This is a genomic window from Pseudomonas aestuarii, assembly GCF_027988105.1.
Classification (GTDB): domain Bacteria; phylum Pseudomonadota; class Gammaproteobacteria; order Pseudomonadales; family Pseudomonadaceae; genus Aquipseudomonas; species Aquipseudomonas aestuarii.
In genome coordinates this window covers 1-15,241 of sequence record NZ_JAQJZJ010000018.1, presented here as the reverse complement: position 1 = coordinate 15,241, position 15,241 = coordinate 1, and the positions used below count along the sequence as shown (strand labels likewise).

The 15,241-nt window shown below is 60.2% G+C and carries 12 protein-coding genes, 2 tRNA genes and 1 pseudogene; 10 read left to right on the top strand and 5 right to left on the bottom strand.

The genetic code is table 11. The features are described from left to right. Position 1 precedes the first annotated feature (1 nt). The 10 genes from secG (at position 2) to pnp (ending at position 9,432) form a co-directional block, all read left to right on the top strand. Positions 2-382 carry a preprotein translocase subunit SecG gene (secG, locus tag PH586_RS23015; RefSeq protein WP_271350136.1) on the top strand — a complete coding sequence of 127 codons (381 nt, stop codon included), beginning with the start codon at positions 2-4 and terminating at the stop codon, positions 380-382. A gap of 25 nt (positions 383-407) precedes the next feature. Beyond that, positions 408-493: transfer RNA gene (locus PH586_RS23010), tRNA-Leu, on the top strand. A gap of 97 nt (positions 494-590) precedes the next feature. Continuing rightward, positions 591-666, top strand: a tRNA-Met gene (locus PH586_RS23005). Positions 667-795: 129 nt separating this feature from the next. Beyond that, on the top strand, positions 796-1,254 hold the full coding sequence (gene rimP / locus PH586_RS23000) for a ribosome maturation factor RimP (protein WP_271350135.1): 459 nt from the start codon (positions 796-798) through the stop codon (positions 1,252-1,254). Positions 1,255-1,301: 47 nt separating this feature from the next. Beyond that, positions 1,302-2,783, top strand: coding sequence for a transcription termination factor NusA (gene nusA, locus PH586_RS22995; protein WP_238042396.1), 1,482 nt, complete (start codon positions 1,302-1,304; stop codon positions 2,781-2,783). A gap of 26 nt (positions 2,784-2,809) precedes the next feature. Beyond that, positions 2,810-5,284 carry a translation initiation factor IF-2 gene (gene infB / locus PH586_RS22990; RefSeq protein WP_271350134.1) on the top strand — a complete coding sequence of 825 codons (2,475 nt, stop codon included), beginning with the start codon at positions 2,810-2,812 and terminating at the stop codon, positions 5,282-5,284. A 120-nt stretch (positions 5,285-5,404) separates the two neighbouring features. Further along, positions 5,405-5,812 (top strand): 30S ribosome-binding factor RbfA, encoded by a 408-nt coding sequence (gene rbfA / locus PH586_RS22985; protein WP_271350133.1) that lies wholly within the window; start codon positions 5,405-5,407, stop codon positions 5,810-5,812. A 4-nt stretch (positions 5,813-5,816) separates the two neighbouring features. Continuing rightward, on the top strand, positions 5,817-6,734 hold the full coding sequence (truB, locus tag PH586_RS22980; protein WP_271350132.1) for a tRNA pseudouridine(55) synthase TruB: 918 nt from the start codon (positions 5,817-5,819) through the stop codon (positions 6,732-6,734). A gap of 149 nt (positions 6,735-6,883) precedes the next feature. Further along, positions 6,884-7,153, top strand: a complete 270-nt coding sequence (rpsO, locus tag PH586_RS22975; RefSeq protein ID WP_238042392.1) for a 30S ribosomal protein S15 — start codon at positions 6,884-6,886, stop codon at positions 7,151-7,153. A gap of 173 nt (positions 7,154-7,326) precedes the next feature. Then, entirely contained in the window at positions 7,327-9,432 is a 2,106-nt protein-coding gene (gene pnp, locus PH586_RS22970) for a polyribonucleotide nucleotidyltransferase (protein WP_271350131.1), read from the top strand. A gap of 483 nt (positions 9,433-9,915) precedes the next feature. Here pnp and PH586_RS22965 read toward each other — a convergent pair whose 3' ends face one another. The 5 genes and pseudogenes from PH586_RS22965 to PH586_RS22945 all read right to left on the bottom strand — a co-directional run. Next, a complete protein-coding gene (locus PH586_RS22965; protein ID WP_271350130.1) occupies positions 9,916-10,212 on the bottom strand; it encodes a DUF2845 domain-containing protein in 297 nt (98 codons plus the stop codon). A gap of 56 nt (positions 10,213-10,268) precedes the next feature. After that, the gene (locus PH586_RS22960) at positions 10,269-10,568 is read right to left on the bottom strand and encodes a DUF2845 domain-containing protein (protein WP_408637046.1); all 300 of its coding nucleotides are present in this window, start codon (positions 10,566-10,568) and stop codon (positions 10,269-10,271) included. A 14-nt stretch (positions 10,569-10,582) separates the two neighbouring features. After that, positions 10,583-13,483, bottom strand: a complete 2,901-nt coding sequence (locus tag PH586_RS22955) for a DUF748 domain-containing protein (RefSeq protein ID WP_271350129.1) — start codon at positions 13,481-13,483, stop codon at positions 10,583-10,585. A 101-nt stretch (positions 13,484-13,584) separates the two neighbouring features. Further along, the gene (locus tag PH586_RS22950) at positions 13,585-14,601 is read right to left on the bottom strand and encodes a class I SAM-dependent rRNA methyltransferase (RefSeq protein WP_271350128.1); all 1,017 of its coding nucleotides are present in this window, start codon (positions 14,599-14,601) and stop codon (positions 13,585-13,587) included. 243 nt (positions 14,602-14,844) lie between these two features. Then, positions 14,845-15,241: pseudogene (locus PH586_RS22945) on the bottom strand (acetyl-CoA C-acetyltransferase); the annotation flags it as partial.

The following is a 15,241-nucleotide window of genomic DNA, read 5'->3' as shown; positions in this document are numbered from 1 at the left end:
AATGCTGGAAACAGTCGTAGTAGTTGTTCATCTGCTGGGTGCAATCTGTGTGGTTGCGCTGGTTTTGTTGCAGCAGGGCAAGGGTGCGGATGCGGGCGCGTCTTTTGGTGCTGGCGCTTCGGGCACCGTTTTCGGTAGCCAAGGTTCCTCTACCTTTTTGAGTCGCGCTACTGCTATACTTGCCGCCACTTTCTTCTTAACTAGCTTGGGCTTAGCGTTCTTTGCTAAAGAAAAAGCTGATGCGTTGACTCAGGTCGGTTTGCCTGATCCAGCCGTGTTGGAAGTACAGCAGGTCAAGCCCGCTGTAGAAGATGTGCCAGTGCTCGAAGAGCAAAAGCCGGCTGTTGAAGCGGCTGACGTACCTCAGGCTCCAGAGCAGTAACAAGCAACAAGCAACAAGTGATTTTGCCGAGGTGGTGGAATTGGTAGACACGCTACCTTGAGGTGGTAGTGGCCATAGGCTGTAGGGGTTCGAGTCCCCTCCTCGGTACCAATTTACAAGAAAGCCCGCAGTATGCGGGCTTTCTTGTTGCTGAAGCGTTGGTTGACCCTTGTATGGCTTCGGTCGTATACTTCGGCCCCAGCTTTGGCGTGGGGTGGAGCGGTCTGGTAGCTCGTCGGGCCCATGGTCCGAAGGTTGTTGGTTAATTCCAACCCCCGCAACCAGCAGTAGCGGAGCCCCTTTTCAGGGGCTTTTTGCTAGCTGGAAGACAGGTTTTCCGGTCTTTAGAGGCCGGTCGAAGGGATGGGCGTTTCGCCCATTTTTCATTTGCACAGCATGCGCGAGGGGCTCAGGTGTCGAGCAAGCTAGAACAGTTGCAGGCCTTGGTGGCCCCGGTAGTCGAAGCACTCGGCTATGAATGCTGGGGTATCGAGTTCCTGTCGCAAGGGCGGCATTCTTTGCTGCGAATTTATATTGATCATGCCGATGGCGTTCTCATCGAAGATTGCGAGAAGGTCAGTCGACAGATCAGCGGTGTCCTCGATGTCGAGGATCCGATCACCGCGGAGTACACCCTGGAGGTGTCTTCGCCCGGTATGGATCGGCCGCTGTTCACGTTGCAGCAGTTCGCCAGTCATGCCGGCGAACAGGTGAAAATCAAGCTGCGTTCGCCTTTCGAGGGGCGCCGCAATTTTCAAGGTCTCCTTCGCGGCGTGGAGGAGCAGGACGTGGTGGTGCAGGTGGATGACCATGAATTCCTGTTGCCGATCGACATGATCGACAAGGCCAACATTATCCCCAGGTTTGATTGAGACGCGGATCCCGCGGATCCAATGGATTGCGAAAGGCGAGGCGTACGATGAGCAAAGAAGTACTGCTGGTTGTTGAGTCGGTGTCCAACGAAAAGGGCGTACCGGCGAGCGTTATATTCGAGGCGCTGGAGTTGGCTTTGGCCACTGCCACCAAAAAGCGTTTCGAAGACGAAGTCGAGTTGCGTGTGGCGATCAATCGCCAGACGGGCAACTACGAAACTTTCCGTTGCTGGACAGTGGTTGAAGAAGCCGATTTCGATGACCCGGCTCATCAAGTTACCGTTGATATGCCGCGGGCGATTGAGGCCAATGCGAAAGTTGGCGATGTGCTCGAGGAAAAGATCGACTCCATCGAGTTCGGTCGCATTGCTGCGCAAACCGCCAAGCAAGTCATCGTGCAGAAGGTTCGTGAAGCCGAGCGCGCTCAGGTGGTTGAAGCCTATCGAGAGCGTTTGGGCGAAATCATCTCCGGCACTGTGAAGAAGGTGACTCGCGATAGCGTGATCATCGATCTAGGTAACAATGCCGAAGCGCTGCTGGCGCGCGAGGACATCATTTCGCGGGAAACTTTCCGTGTGGGTGCCCGGGTTCGTGCGTTGCTCAAGGAAATTCGTACCGAGAACCGCGGTCCGCAGCTGATCCTCTCGCGTACCGCGCCGGAAATGCTGATCGAATTGTTCCGCATCGAAGTGCCGGAGATCGCCGAAGAGCTGATCGAAGTGATGGCAGCGGCGCGCGATCCTGGTTCGCGCGCCAAACTAGCCGTGCGCTCCAAAGATAAGCGTATCGATCCGCAGGGTGCCTGCATCGGCATGCGTGGTTCGCGCGTGCAAGCAGTCTCCGGCGAGTTGGCCGGCGAGCGTGTGGATATAGTGCTGTGGGATGATAATCCCGCGCAGTTTGTGATCAACGCCATGTCGCCGGCAGAAGTTGCCGCAATCATTGTCGATGAGGATGCCCATGCCATGGACATCGCCGTCGGTGAAGACAACCTGGCGCAGGCCATTGGCCGTGGTGGTCAGAACGTTCGTTTGGCCAGTCAACTGACTGGCTGGACGCTGAACGTGATGAGCGAAGCGGACATCCAGGCGAAGCAGCAAGCAGAAACCGGCGACATCCTGCAGCACTTCATCGACGAGCTGGAAGTCGACGAAGAACTGGCTCAGGTGTTGGTCGAAGAGGGCTTCACCAGCCTGGAAGAAATCGCTTATGTGCCGATGGAAGAGATGCTCAGCATCGATGGTTTTGATGATGAAATCGTCAGCGAGCTACGGGCACGGGCAAAAGATCGCCTGTTGACCAAGGCCATCGCCACAGAAGAAAAACTGGCAGACGCCCAGCCGGCCGAAGACCTGCTCTCTCTTGAGGGTATGGACAAAGGCTTGGCGCAGGAACTGGCAGTACGCGGTGTGGTTACCCGCGAAGACCTGGCCGAGCAGTCGATTGACGACCTGCTCGACATCGACGGCATCGACGCAGAGCGTGCCGGCAAGCTGATCATGGCCGCCCGAGCCCATTGGTTCGAGTAAGTTTTACGGCCTGAGGAGAGAAGTGCATGACGCAAGTCACGGTGAAAGAACTGGCCCAAGTGGTCGACACACCGGTAGAGCGCCTGCTGCAGCAGATGCGTGAGGCGGGTTTGCCGCACAGCAGTGCCGAGCAAGTTGTTACCGATAACGAGAAGCAGGCTTTGCTTGCCCATCTGAAAAGCAGCCACGGCGTCAAGGTTGAAGAGCCGCGCAAGATTACCTTGCAGCGCAAAACTACCAGCACCTTACGGGTGGCGGGTAGCAAGACCATCAGTGTAGAAGTGCGCAAGAAGAAAACTTTCGTCAAGCGCAGCCCGGAAGAGATCGAAGCTGAGAAGCAGCGTGAGCTGGCTGAGCAGCGTGCGATCGCCGAAGCGGCGCGTCTGAAGGTCGAGGAAGAAGCCAAGCGGCGCGCTGCAGAGCAATCCCCGTCTCTGGTCGCTGCAGCCAAGGGTGACGCGGTTGCGGCCCCGGCTCCAGTCGAGGTGCCGGTGGTCGCTGCCGCGGTTGAGGAGCGCAAGAAAGAAGAGCCGCGCCGTCCCGACAAGCCGCGCAGTGAAGATGCCGACCGTCGTGGTGATCGCAAGACCACCCAGCATCGTCCTGCGGTCAAAGAAAAGGCTCCGGCACCCCGTGTCGCGCCGCGCAGTGTCGACGAAGAAAGTGACAGCCATCGTCGTGGTGGGCGTGGCAAGTCCAAGCTGAAGAAACGCAATCAGCATGGCTTCCAGAGCCCGACTGGTCCGGTCGTGCGTGATGTCGCCATTGGCGAAACCATCACCGTCGGTGAGTTGGCCCAGCAGATGTCGGTTAAAGCGGCTGAAGTCATCAAGTTCATGTTCAAAATGGGCACTCCGGTGACCATCAACCAGGTGCTGGATCAGGAAACTGCCCAGTTGATCGCCGAAGAGCTGGGCCACAAGGTCAAGCTGGTCAGCGACAACGCCCTGGAAGACCAGTTGGCCGAGTACCTGAAGTTTGAAGGCGAGACCTTCTCCCGTGCGCCGGTGGTGACCGTCATGGGTCACGTCGACCACGGCAAGACCTCGCTGCTCGACTATATTCGTCGCGCCAAAGTGGCCGCGGGCGAAGCCGGTGGTATCACTCAGCACATCGGCGCCTACCATGTAGAAACCGATCGTGGCATGGTCACTTTCCTTGATACTCCGGGTCACGCTGCGTTTACCGCCATGCGTGCCCGTGGTGCCCAGGCGACCGATATCGTGATTCTGGTGGTTGCAGCGGACGACGGCGTAATGCCGCAAACCATCGAAGCGGTTCAGCATGCCAAGGCCGCCGGTGTGCCGCTGGTCGTTGCCGTGAACAAGATCGACAAGCCGGGTGCAGATCTCGATCGCATCCGTAGCGAGCTCTCTGTTCAGGGTGTTACGTCCGAAGAGTGGGGTGGTGATACGCCGTTCGTTTCGGTCTCGGCGAAAGTCGGTACTGGCGTCGACGATTTGCTCGAAGCCGTATTGCTGCAAGCCGAAGTCCTCGAGCTTAAAGCGACTCCGTCCGCTCCTGGCCGTGGCGTCGTGGTTGAATCGCGTCTCGACAAAGGTCGTGGTCCGGTTGCCACCGTGCTGGTTCAGGACGGTACGTTGCGCCAGGGCGACATGATTCTGGTCGGCTCGAACTACGGTCGTATTCGCGCCATGCTCGATGAAAACGGCAAGCCGATCAAGGAAGCGGGCCCGTCGATTCCGGTTGAGATCCTCGGTCTGGATGGCACTCCGGAAGCGGGCGATGAGATGAGCGTGCTGACTGACGAGAAGAAGGCCCGTGAAGTGGCCATGTTCCGTCAAGGCAAGTTCCGCGAGGTCAAGCTGGCCCGTGCACACGCCGGCAAGCTCGAGAACATCTTCGAGAACATGGGTCAGGAAGAGAAGAAGACGCTCAATATCGTCCTCAAATCCGACGTCCGTGGTTCGCTGGAAGCCTTGCAGGGTTCGCTCGGCGGCTTGGGTAACGATGAAGTGCAAGTGCGTGTGGTCGGTGGCGGTGTCGGTGGTATCACCGAATCCGATGCCAACCTGGCGCTGGCTTCCAACGCTGTTCTGTTCGGCTTCAACGTGCGTGCCGATGCCGGTGCGCGCAAGATCGTCGAGCAGGAAGGTCTGGATATGCGTTACTACAACGTCATCTACGACATCATCGAAGACGTCAAGAAGGCCCTGACCGGCATGCTCGGCAGCGATGTTCGCGAGAATATCCTGGGTATCGCCGAAGTGCGTGACGTGTTCCGTTCACCGAAGTTCGGCGCGATCGCCGGTTGCATGGTGACCGAGGGTGTCGTGCACCGTAACCGTCCGATTCGCGTCCTGCGCGATGACGTGGTGATCTTCGAAGGCGAACTGGAGTCCCTGCGCCGCTTCAAGGACGACATGTCCGAGGTGCGTGCCGGCATGGAGTGCGGTATCGGCGTGAAGAGCTACAACGACGTCAAGCCTGGCGACAAGATCGAAGTGTACGAAAAAGTCCAAGTGGCTCGCAGCCTGTAACAGGCATGTAGCAGCGAGTTGCAATATGCAGCGCCCGGCCCCGTTTTTGCGCGGCCGGGCGTTTGCCGCTTTTAGGCCTGACGTTTTTCAGGGCGTCGTGGCGAGTGGAAGGTAGTAGAAATGGCCAAAGAATATAGCCGTGCCCAACGCATCGGCGACCAGATGCAGCGTGAACTGGCGCAATTGATTCGTCTGGAAATTAAAGACCCGCGCCTAGGCGGGCTGGTGACCATTACCGCGGTGGAAGTCAGCCGCGATGCGAGTCATGCCAAGGTTTTCGTCACCGTGATGGGCGCTGAACCGGAGGAAGGCGTCGATCCTGTGGCGCAAAGCGTCAAGGTGCTCAACGACGCCAGCGGTTTCCTGCGCATGCAGTTGGGTAAGGCAATGAAACTGCGTAGCGTGCCCAACCTGCGCTTCCACTACGACGAGAGTGTGGTGCGGGGTGCGCAATTGTCCGCGTTGATCGAGCGGGCTGTCAGTGAAGACAATTCGCACGGCGACGAAACAACCGAGGCCAAGGAGTAAGCGCGTGGCTCAGGTGAAACGTATTCGTCGTCCGGTCAATGGCATCATCCTGCTGGATAAGCCGCACGGCTTCAGCTCCAACGCGGCGCTGCAAAAAGTCCGTTGGTTGCTCAATGCCGAAAAGGCCGGGCATACCGGAAGTCTCGATCCCTTGGCCACTGGTGTGTTGCCCTTGTGTTTCGGCGAGGCGACCAAGTTCTCGCAGTATTTGCTGGACGCTGACAAGGGCTACGAAACCCTGATGCAACTGGGCGTCACCACGACCACCGCCGATGCCGAAGGCGAGGTGCTGGAGCGTCGTCCGGTGACCGTTGGTCGTGCCGATATCGAGGCCTTGTTGCCGCGTTTTCGCGGTGAAATCAGCCAGATACCGCCGATGTACTCGGCGCTCAAGCGTGATGGCCAGCCACTGTACAAGCTCGCCCGTGCCGGTGAGGTAGTGGAGCGCGAGCCGCGTTCTGTTACTATTGCGCGCTTGGAATTACTGAGCTGCGAGGCAGAGCAAGCGCGCCTGGCAGTCGATTGCACTAAGGGCACCTATATACGCACTCTGGTCGAGGATATCGGCCACTTGCTCGGTTGCGGTGCCCATGTTGCAGAGCTACGGCGTACTAAGGCGGGACCGTTCGGGTTAGATCAGACGGTGAGCCTGGAGGCGCTGGAACAGGCCCATGCCGAGGGTGGTCATGAGGCTGTCGATCAGTTTCTGCTGCCGGTGGACAGTGGCCTGCAGCATTGGCCGCTGTTGCAGTTTTCCGAGCACAGCTCGTTCTACTGGCTGCAGGGTCAACCGGTACGCGCGCCAGAAGCGCCGAAATTTGGCATGGTACGGGTGCAGGATAACAATGGTCGCTTCATCGGCATCGGTGAAGTGAGCGAAGACGGGCGCATTGCGCCGCGTCGTTTGATTCGGTCGGTATGACCGTGGCGTTGGTGGAGAACCTCGGTTCTCGCTGGCGTATCGAGGGTGGCTGTTAATAGGCACGGTCATTCCTCACTTTAAAAACACGGGAAGCGATTCCCGGCCTATTGCAACTGTTTCGACAGTTGCCTAACTGAGAGGACGCCCACATGGCACTCAGCGTTGAAGATAAAGCCCAGATCGTTAATGACTACAAGCAAGCTGAAGGCGACACCGGTAGCCCGGAAGTGCAAGTTGCTCTGTTGACCGCCAACATCAACAAGCTGCAAGGTCACTTCAAAATCAACGGTAAAGACCACCACTCGCGTCGTGGCCTGATCCGTATGGTCAACCAGCGTCGCAAGCTGCTGGATTACCTGAAGGGCAAGGATCTTGGTCGTTACAGCGCCTTGATCGGTCGCCTGGGTCTGCGTCGCTAAGCAATGCTTATGCGTAGCTGACTGCCGAAGCTGGAAGTGGGATAAACCCCTGCTTCCAGCTTTTGCGTTTCAGTCATACGCGTTTGGACAGCGCCGGGTTCGACTCCCGCCACTGCCCACGAATTCTGCAACAAACCGCTTTCCCCAAAGGCAAAAAAGAGAAGGAAAACACCGTGAACCCGGTAATCAAGAAATTTCAGTTCGGTCAATCGACCGTTACCCTCGAGACTGGCCGTATCGCCCGTCAAGCCTCCGGCGCAGTTCTGGTCACCGTTGACGACGACGTCAGCGTATTGGTGACCGTGGTCGGCGCCAAGACTGCCGATCCAAGCAAGGGTTTCTTCCCGCTGTCCGTGCACTATCAGGAAAAAACCTATGCTGCCGGCAAGATTCCTGGCGGCTTCTTCAAGCGTGAAGGCCGTCCGTCCGAGAAAGAGACCCTGACCTCGCGTCTGATTGACCGCCCGATTCGTCCGCTGTTCCCGGAAGGCTTCATGAACGAAGTGCAGGTTGTCTGCACCGTCGTGTCCACCAGCAAGAAGACCGATCCGGACGTCGCGGCGATGATCGGTACTTCGGCCGCTCTGGCGATCTCCGGTATTCCGTTCGACGGCCCGATCGGTGCTGCGCGCGTGGCCTTCCACGAGAGCACTGGCTACCTGCTCAACCCCACCTACGAGCAGCAGAAAGCCTCCAGTCTCGACATGGTCGTTGCCGGTACCGAAGACGCTGTACTGATGGTTGAGTCGGAAGCCAAAGAGCTGACCGAAGACCAGATGCTGGGTGCGGTACTGTTCGCCCACGAAGAGTTTCAGTCGGTGATCAAAGCCGTCAAGGAACTGGCTGCCGAAGCAGCCAAACCGACCTGGGATTGGCAGGCCAAGCCGGAAAACACCGCACTGCTGGCGACCATCCGTAGCGAGTTCGGTGACGAAATTTCCAAGGCGTACACCATCAACGTCAAACTGGACCGCTACAAGCGTCTGGGCGAACTGCGTGAGCAGATCGTTGCCAAGCTGGCTGGCGAAGAAGGTCAACCGACTGCCGCTGAAGTCAAAGAAGCTTTCGGTGAAGTCGAATACCGCACCGTCCGCGAGAACATCGTCAACGGCCTGCCGCGTATCGACGGTCGTGACACCCGCACCGTGCGTCCGCTGAACATCGAAGTCGGCGTACTGCCGAAGACCCACGGTTCGGCGCTGTTCACCCGTGGCGAAACCCAGGCCCTGGTCGTTGCGACCCTGGGTACTGCGCGGGATGCCCAGTTGCTCGACACCCTCGAAGGCGAGCGTAAAGACCCCTTCATGCTGCACTACAACTTCCCGCCGTTCTCGGTCGGCGAATGTGGTCGCATGGGTGGTGCTGGCCGTCGCGAAATCGGTCACGGCCGTCTGGCTCGCCGCAGCATCTCGGCCATGCTGCCGAGCGCCGACGAATTCCCGTATACCATTCGCGTGGTGTCGGAAATCACCGAGTCCAACGGTTCCAGCTCCATGGCTTCGGTCTGCGGTGCTTCCCTGGCGCTGATGGACGCTGGTGTGCCGATGAAGGCACCGGTCGCCGGTATCGCCATGGGTCTGGTCAAGGACGGCGAGAAGTTTGCCGTACTGACTGACATCCTCGGCGACGAAGATCACCTCGGCGACATGGACTTCAAAGTAGCCGGTACCGCCAAGGGTGTGACCGCGCTGCAGATGGACATCAAGATCAAGGGCATCACCGAAGAAATCATGGAAATCGCACTGGGCCAAGCCCTGGAAGCGCGCCTGAATATCCTCGGCCAGATGAACCAGATCCTCGCCACCTCGCGTAACGAACTGTCGGCCAATGCCCCGACCATGATCGCGATGAAGATCGACACCGACAAGATTCGCGACGTGATCGGCAAGGGTGGCGCGACCATTCGTGCCATCTGCGAAGAAACCAAGGCTTCGATCGACATCGAAGACGACGGTACCATCAAGATCTTCGGCGAAACCAAGGAAGCGGCAGAGGCTGCACGTCAGCGCGTCCTCGGCATCACCGCGGAAGCCGAGATCGGCAAGATATACGTCGGCAAGGTCGAGCGCATCGTCGACTTCGGCGCCTTCGTCAACATCCTGCCAGGCAAGGACGGTCTGGTGCACATCTCGATGCTGAGCGATCAGCGGGTCGAGAAGGTCACCGACATTCTAAAGGAAGGCCAGGAAGTGAAGGTACTGGTACTGGACGTGGACAACCGCGGCCGTATCAAGCTGTCGATCAAAGACGTGGCAGCAGCGGAAGCCTCGGGCGTTTAATCACCCCCGCGCTTTACGCTAAAAAAGAGGGCCCCTTGCGGGGCCCTCTTTTTTTTGGGGTTCAGCGCATTATCGCTGCAACGCGCGGATCGACAGTCAGGGATACCGGTACATTGGCCATCGCCAAGAGCAAAGAAATCAACGGCGTGGTCGCGCTGGCTGCCGATGGTATGAAGTCAGCGGCACATCGCCGGACTCGACCCATCCGGTTCGGGTTTGCCGTCACCGCCAAATGAGGAAACCCGCACGAATGCCGATGTCATCATGGGCCAGTGCAAGTCACTCAATGGTCGTATCGAGGCGCGTTGACGATCGGGCCGTAGTCGGGGGGGCTTGGCGAATACTTGGCCGCTTAGGCTGCAAGAGCATGGCGGCTGGACCAAGAAAAGGGTCTTGGAGGAGTTGCGCGATTTCAGCCGCGAACTGTAGGCGCAATCGGCAGAGCAAAACCCCGCGCGCCATGCCTGCGGGGCTTGGGCGTGTTCAATTGCCGCGTTTGCTGTCGATGTCGCGCAGGCGATTACCCTCGAAACGCAGGAAGTGGTACATGCCATGACGCGGGCCGTAGACCCATTCTTCCACCGACACTTCGCTCCGAAAGCCGTAGTGATCGATCACTTCGCGGTAGCCGATAAGATCACGGCTCTTAGGTTCGCCGCACTTGCCGAGCACCTCGCTGCTGGCATCGTCGGTACTGATCAAGGCGCTGCCGCAGCGCAAAGTCGAGGCCTGGGCGCTACCGGCGAACAGCAGGAGCAGGGCAGTAAGGAGCGCTTTCACGGGGGTAACCAGTTCGACCAAGATGTGGCTCAGGCTAGCGGACTGAGAGGCGTTTGTCAGTGGCTGCGTCGGCGTTCGATGAGGGTCAGGCGGTTGCCCTCGAACGTCAGGATGGTGAGCATGCCGTTGCTTGGGCCGTAGACCCATTCCTCGATCTTGAGCTCGCGCCGTTCGTATGGCCCGAGGGTGTAGCCAATCAGATCACGGAAGGCCGGCTCACCGCATTTTTGCTCCACTTCAAAGGCACGATCGCCGACGCTGACCAGTTGGCTGCCGCAACGCAGGGTATCGGCCTGAGCCGTAGCAGCGTAGCAACCGAGCGCCAAGGTTAGGAAAATGGGTCTAAATGCTCTCAATTGTGGGCCCCATCTCATTGGCTATCGAGGTTCAGCACCGTAGCCACTCTGCCGTCCTGTCGTACCTGGCCGACGCCGACATCCAGCAGATAGATGCGTTCGTCAGCCAGTCCGCCACGATCGACCAGATAATCCTTGATGCTGGAGGCGCGGGCCTGGGCCAGTTGGCGTTGCAGTAATTGGCTCTTACTCCAGAACTGGAGGACGGCATTGCGTAAATTGGCGATCCGCTGCGGCTTGTCCAAATCGCTCCATTCGGTAGGCGGCTGCTGTTTCAGGCGGCGGCGGTAGATGGCTTCGAGCAGCGGGCCTTTTTCCTCCTCCGGGACCTGCAGTTGGCTGGCATCGGTCGGAACCGCATCGCCACGGCGCTGGAGAATCTTGTAATAGGTGGACTGGTATTCGCGCGCCAGGCGCTGCTCGGCCAGCGGCAGGCCGTCGCTACTTTGTGCGCTGCTGCCTTCGACCTCCAGGCGCAACGCCGGGCGCTCCTTAAGGGCTCTGGCGAGCAACTCCAAGGCGGATTGGGCGCTGCTGTCGAGATCGCTGCTGCCCGGCTTGAACAGCACCGTGCTCAGGTCCATCTCGGCGCCGCCGCTGACCAGTCCGCCAAGCAGCTTGAACGGCGCTTGAACCGCGCGCGCTATCAGGTTGCGCAGGGTTTTCCAGACAATCGGCATCACGCTGAATTCGGGGTTGTTGAGGTCGCCCTGCACCGGCAGGCTCAGGGCAATCTTGCCGTCGCTATCCTTGAGCAGGGCGACCGCCAGGCGAATCGGCAGGTCGACCGCGCTGGGGCTATCGACTCTTTCGCCCAGCTGCAATTGTTCGACCACCACGCTGTTCTCGGCATTCAGCTTGCCCTTGCTGATGCGGTAATGCAGGTCCAGATTGAGGCGGCCCTTGCGGATGCGATAACCGGCGAATTTCCCGGAATAGGGGGTCAGGGTGGTCAATTCGACCTGTTTGAACTGAGTGATGATGTCCAGGCTGTCCAGTGGGTCGAAGGGGTTGAGGCTGCCCTTGATACTGACCGGTGCATAGCGGTCGATCTTGCCCGCGATATCCACCTTGGCCGGCGCTTGCGTTTGGCTGTCGAGGGTGCCGATGCGGCCGTTGAGCTGCTGGATGGCGGTGGCGAAGTTGGGGGTCAGGCTGAAGTCGGCGAAATTGGCCGAACCGTCGACGAGGGTGACCTCGCCGATATGGATACTCAGCGGTTTGCTGGCAGACTCGGGCTTGGCGGCAGGCTCAGCCGCTTTGGCGGGGCTGGCCTTTGGGGCGATGACCAGTTCGCTGGCGTTGGTAGTCAGGTCTTCATTGACGATAAAGCGCGCATAGGGCTGGTTGAGCTGCACTTTGTCGATAGTCAGGCTATCGCCGTGCTGGTAGTTCAGGCCGAGCAGGTCGAGCTGCTGCCAGCGCACGAAGTCGCGCTCCTTGACGGTGTCGAGGGTATGCAACTGGTTGATCCGGGCCTTGCCCGTGACGCTGAAGGCCAGCGGCTCGGTGCCGCCCAGGGCGAGGTCCAGATCGCTATCGAGCAGGCCACTGCGCAGCTCGATGCGCACAAAGGGGCTGAGGTAGGCCTGGGCCACACGCAGGTCGACCGCACGGCTGACGACTTTCAGGCTGGCGGTGGTCGGGTTCAGCTGGGCCTGACCTTCGGCCTGCAGCCTGCCTTGTTGACCCAGGCCGGTATCCAGCTTGAGCGTGAAGGGCGAGGCCCCCAGGCTGTCGAAGTTCTGCAGATCGAGGTCGAGCGGGCCCAGCGCGAGTGCTACCTCCTGCTCTGGCACGCGGTCGGCCAGGTGCACCCGATAGTTACGCAGTTGCACATCGCGCAGCAGCACTTGCCAGGGTTTTCCCGGCGCCGTGGCTGTGTTTTTCTGCGGTGTGGTGGCTGGCGCCGCGCCGGCGAACAGCTTCTGCCAGTCCAGTTGACCGTCGGCTTCACGGGCGGCCCAGGTTTCCAGTTGCTGGCTGCGTAGTTTGCCGACCACCACCTGTTGCTTGACCAGATCCAGGCTGGAGTCGCTGATTTCCAGGTTGGCCAGTTTGACCAGTTGGCGGCCGTCCGGCGCTTTGATGGCGAACGGGGCGATCTTGATCTGGCTGTTGTGCAGCAGCAGTTGTGTGTCATCGGCCAGGCTCAGGGTGTAGTCGGTGGCCAGGTCGATGCCCCCTTCTTCCAGGATCAGGGGCGCGGCATCGCGTACATAGGGCCAGATGCTTTTGAGCTTGCCGTCGCTGATCTTCAGGCTGCCACTGGAGCTGAGCGGCACCAGACTGATCTGCCCGTTCCAGTCGATCCGACCACCATTGTGGCCGGTGGCGACCAGGGTCATTTCGGCACTGTCGTCGGGTAGGGTACTGAGGTTGTGCAGCTCGACGCTCAGGTCGTCATAGAGCAACTCGATGGGCTCGCTCGGACGCAGATCCTGGAAGTGCAGGTTGCCACCGGTCAGTTTGATATGGGCGATGCGCAGCGGGAAAGGCTCGCCCGGCGGCTCCTCGGTAACCGGCTCGGTACGGGCTGGCAAGGTGAACAGCTGGGTCAGGTTGAGGGTTCCGTCCTTGGCGAACTGCACCTGGGTCTGCGGCTTATCCAGTTCGACAGTGCTCAGGTGCAGGGCACCACGCCACAGGCTGTCGAGTTGCAGGTTGGCATAGAGGCGTTCGAAGGCCACCTGTTCCTGGCCGGGCTCGCCGATGCGCAAGCCCCAGAGGCTGGCTTCCAGGCTGAAGGGGTTGAGTTGCAGGCGCTCCAGTGTGGCCGGCGCCTTGGCATAGTGCGCGAGTTGCTGGTTGACGATGCGCAAACCGATGCCCGGCACAATCAGAAAGCCCAGCAGGCTGTAGAGCACAACGGCTATCAACAGGGCGCCAGCGGCGCGCTTTATTCCTTTAAGCATAAAAACGTCATCTATCCCGACGAGAAATGCTTTGGAGTATGGCACGCGTACGCCGTTCAAGATGCCAGCGGGCGGTGTTTTCTGCGCGGGTTTACCTTGGCCTAGAACTGCAGGATCAGGGTCTTCAGTGGCGGCTGGCCATCCCGTGACGGGAAGTCTGGCGCTGGCGCCAGTACCTGGCAGTCGCGCACCGGCCGGCCCAGTTTTTCCGCGCAGCGCAGCACTTGCGTGCGCCAGTCGCTGAGGGCGACCTTGGCCAGGTTGTTGCAGCAGATCAGCATGCCGTCCTCGGCGGTGGCGAGAATCGCCGGTTTGAGCAGGCTCTGGTAGTCGCGCAGCAGGTCGACGGTGCCGAAGGCGCTCTTGGCCCAGGCTGGCGGGTCGAGCAAGACCCGGTCGAACTGGCGCGGCTGCAGGCGCGGGTAATCGGGCAGCTTATGCCCGCGCCGCGCGCTGATCGGCAGCCCGGCCAATTGGCGAATCGCCGGAAAATAATCCGACTGGATGAACTGCATGGGCGCCAGTTCGGGGTTGAGCGCGGCGTTTTCGCGACCGACTGCCAGGTTGCCTTCGGCAAAGTCCAGGTTGATCACTTCGCGGGCGCCGCCAGCCGCCGCGCTGAGGCCGACGCCGCAGGTATAGGCGAACAGGTTGAGCACGGATTTCCCGGCACTGTGCGCCTTGATCCAGCCGCGGGCGTTGCGCAGGTCGAGAAACAGCAAGGGATCCTGTCCGGCATGGCGACCGCGCACGCGATAGTTGAGGCCCCACTCGTGGCCGACCAGGTCTGCCAGCGCCGCCGGCTGGGCCTGGTAGACCGGGTCGCTGCGATCGATCCGCGAGTTGCCCTGGCAGCGGTCGTTGTAGACCAGCAACAGTGGTGTATCGAGGGCCTGACTGCACTGCTCGGCCAGTTGCAGCAACGGGTCATGAGCGAGGCTCTGGTGAAAGCTTTGCACCAATAATTGCGGGCCGTAGCGGTCGATGGTCAGGCCGCCGGCGCCTTCCTGGCTACCGTGGAACAGCCGATAACAGTCGGTGCCTTGCTGGTGCAGTTCGGCGAGCAATGGCTGGCGATGGGCGAGTGCGGCGCGCAGCGCCAGTTCGAGAGAAGGCATGCGCTGCGACTCAGAAAGAGGAAGGTGCGCAGTTTACCAAGAAAAGCCCTGGCGGCAGCGCTGGCGTTTAACCCGTAGGGCGGGTTGCACCCGCCCTAGGGAATTGTGGTCGTCGTCCAGCATGGCGGTTGCGCGGTCATGCGTTGTTGGGCTTCGCGGAGCTCAGCCAACATGGCCCGGGCCAACCTACGATGCAACCCGCCATTGCTTGGGGGGTGCGCTCGCCCTACGCGGGGAACGTGGTTATCCGCGTTCGATCGCCAGGGCCACGCCCTGACCGCCACCGATACACAGGGTGGCCAGGCCCTTGTGGGCATCGCGCTTGATCATCTCGTGCAGCAGGGTCACCAGTATCCGGCAGCCGGAACCGCCGATCGGGTGGCCGATGGCGATGGCGCCACCGTTGACGTTGACCTTGCTGGCATCCCATTGCAGTTCCTTGCCGACGGCCAGGGCCTGGGCGGCGAAGGCTTCGTTGGCCTCGATCAGGTCCAGTTGCTCCAGGCTCCAGCCGGCCTTGGCCAGGCAGCGCTGGGTGGCGGAGACCGGGCCGATGCCCATGATCGCCGGGTCGACGCCGGCGTTGGCGTAGCCTGCGATACGCGCCAGCACCGGCAGACCCAGGGCCTGGGCTTTCTCC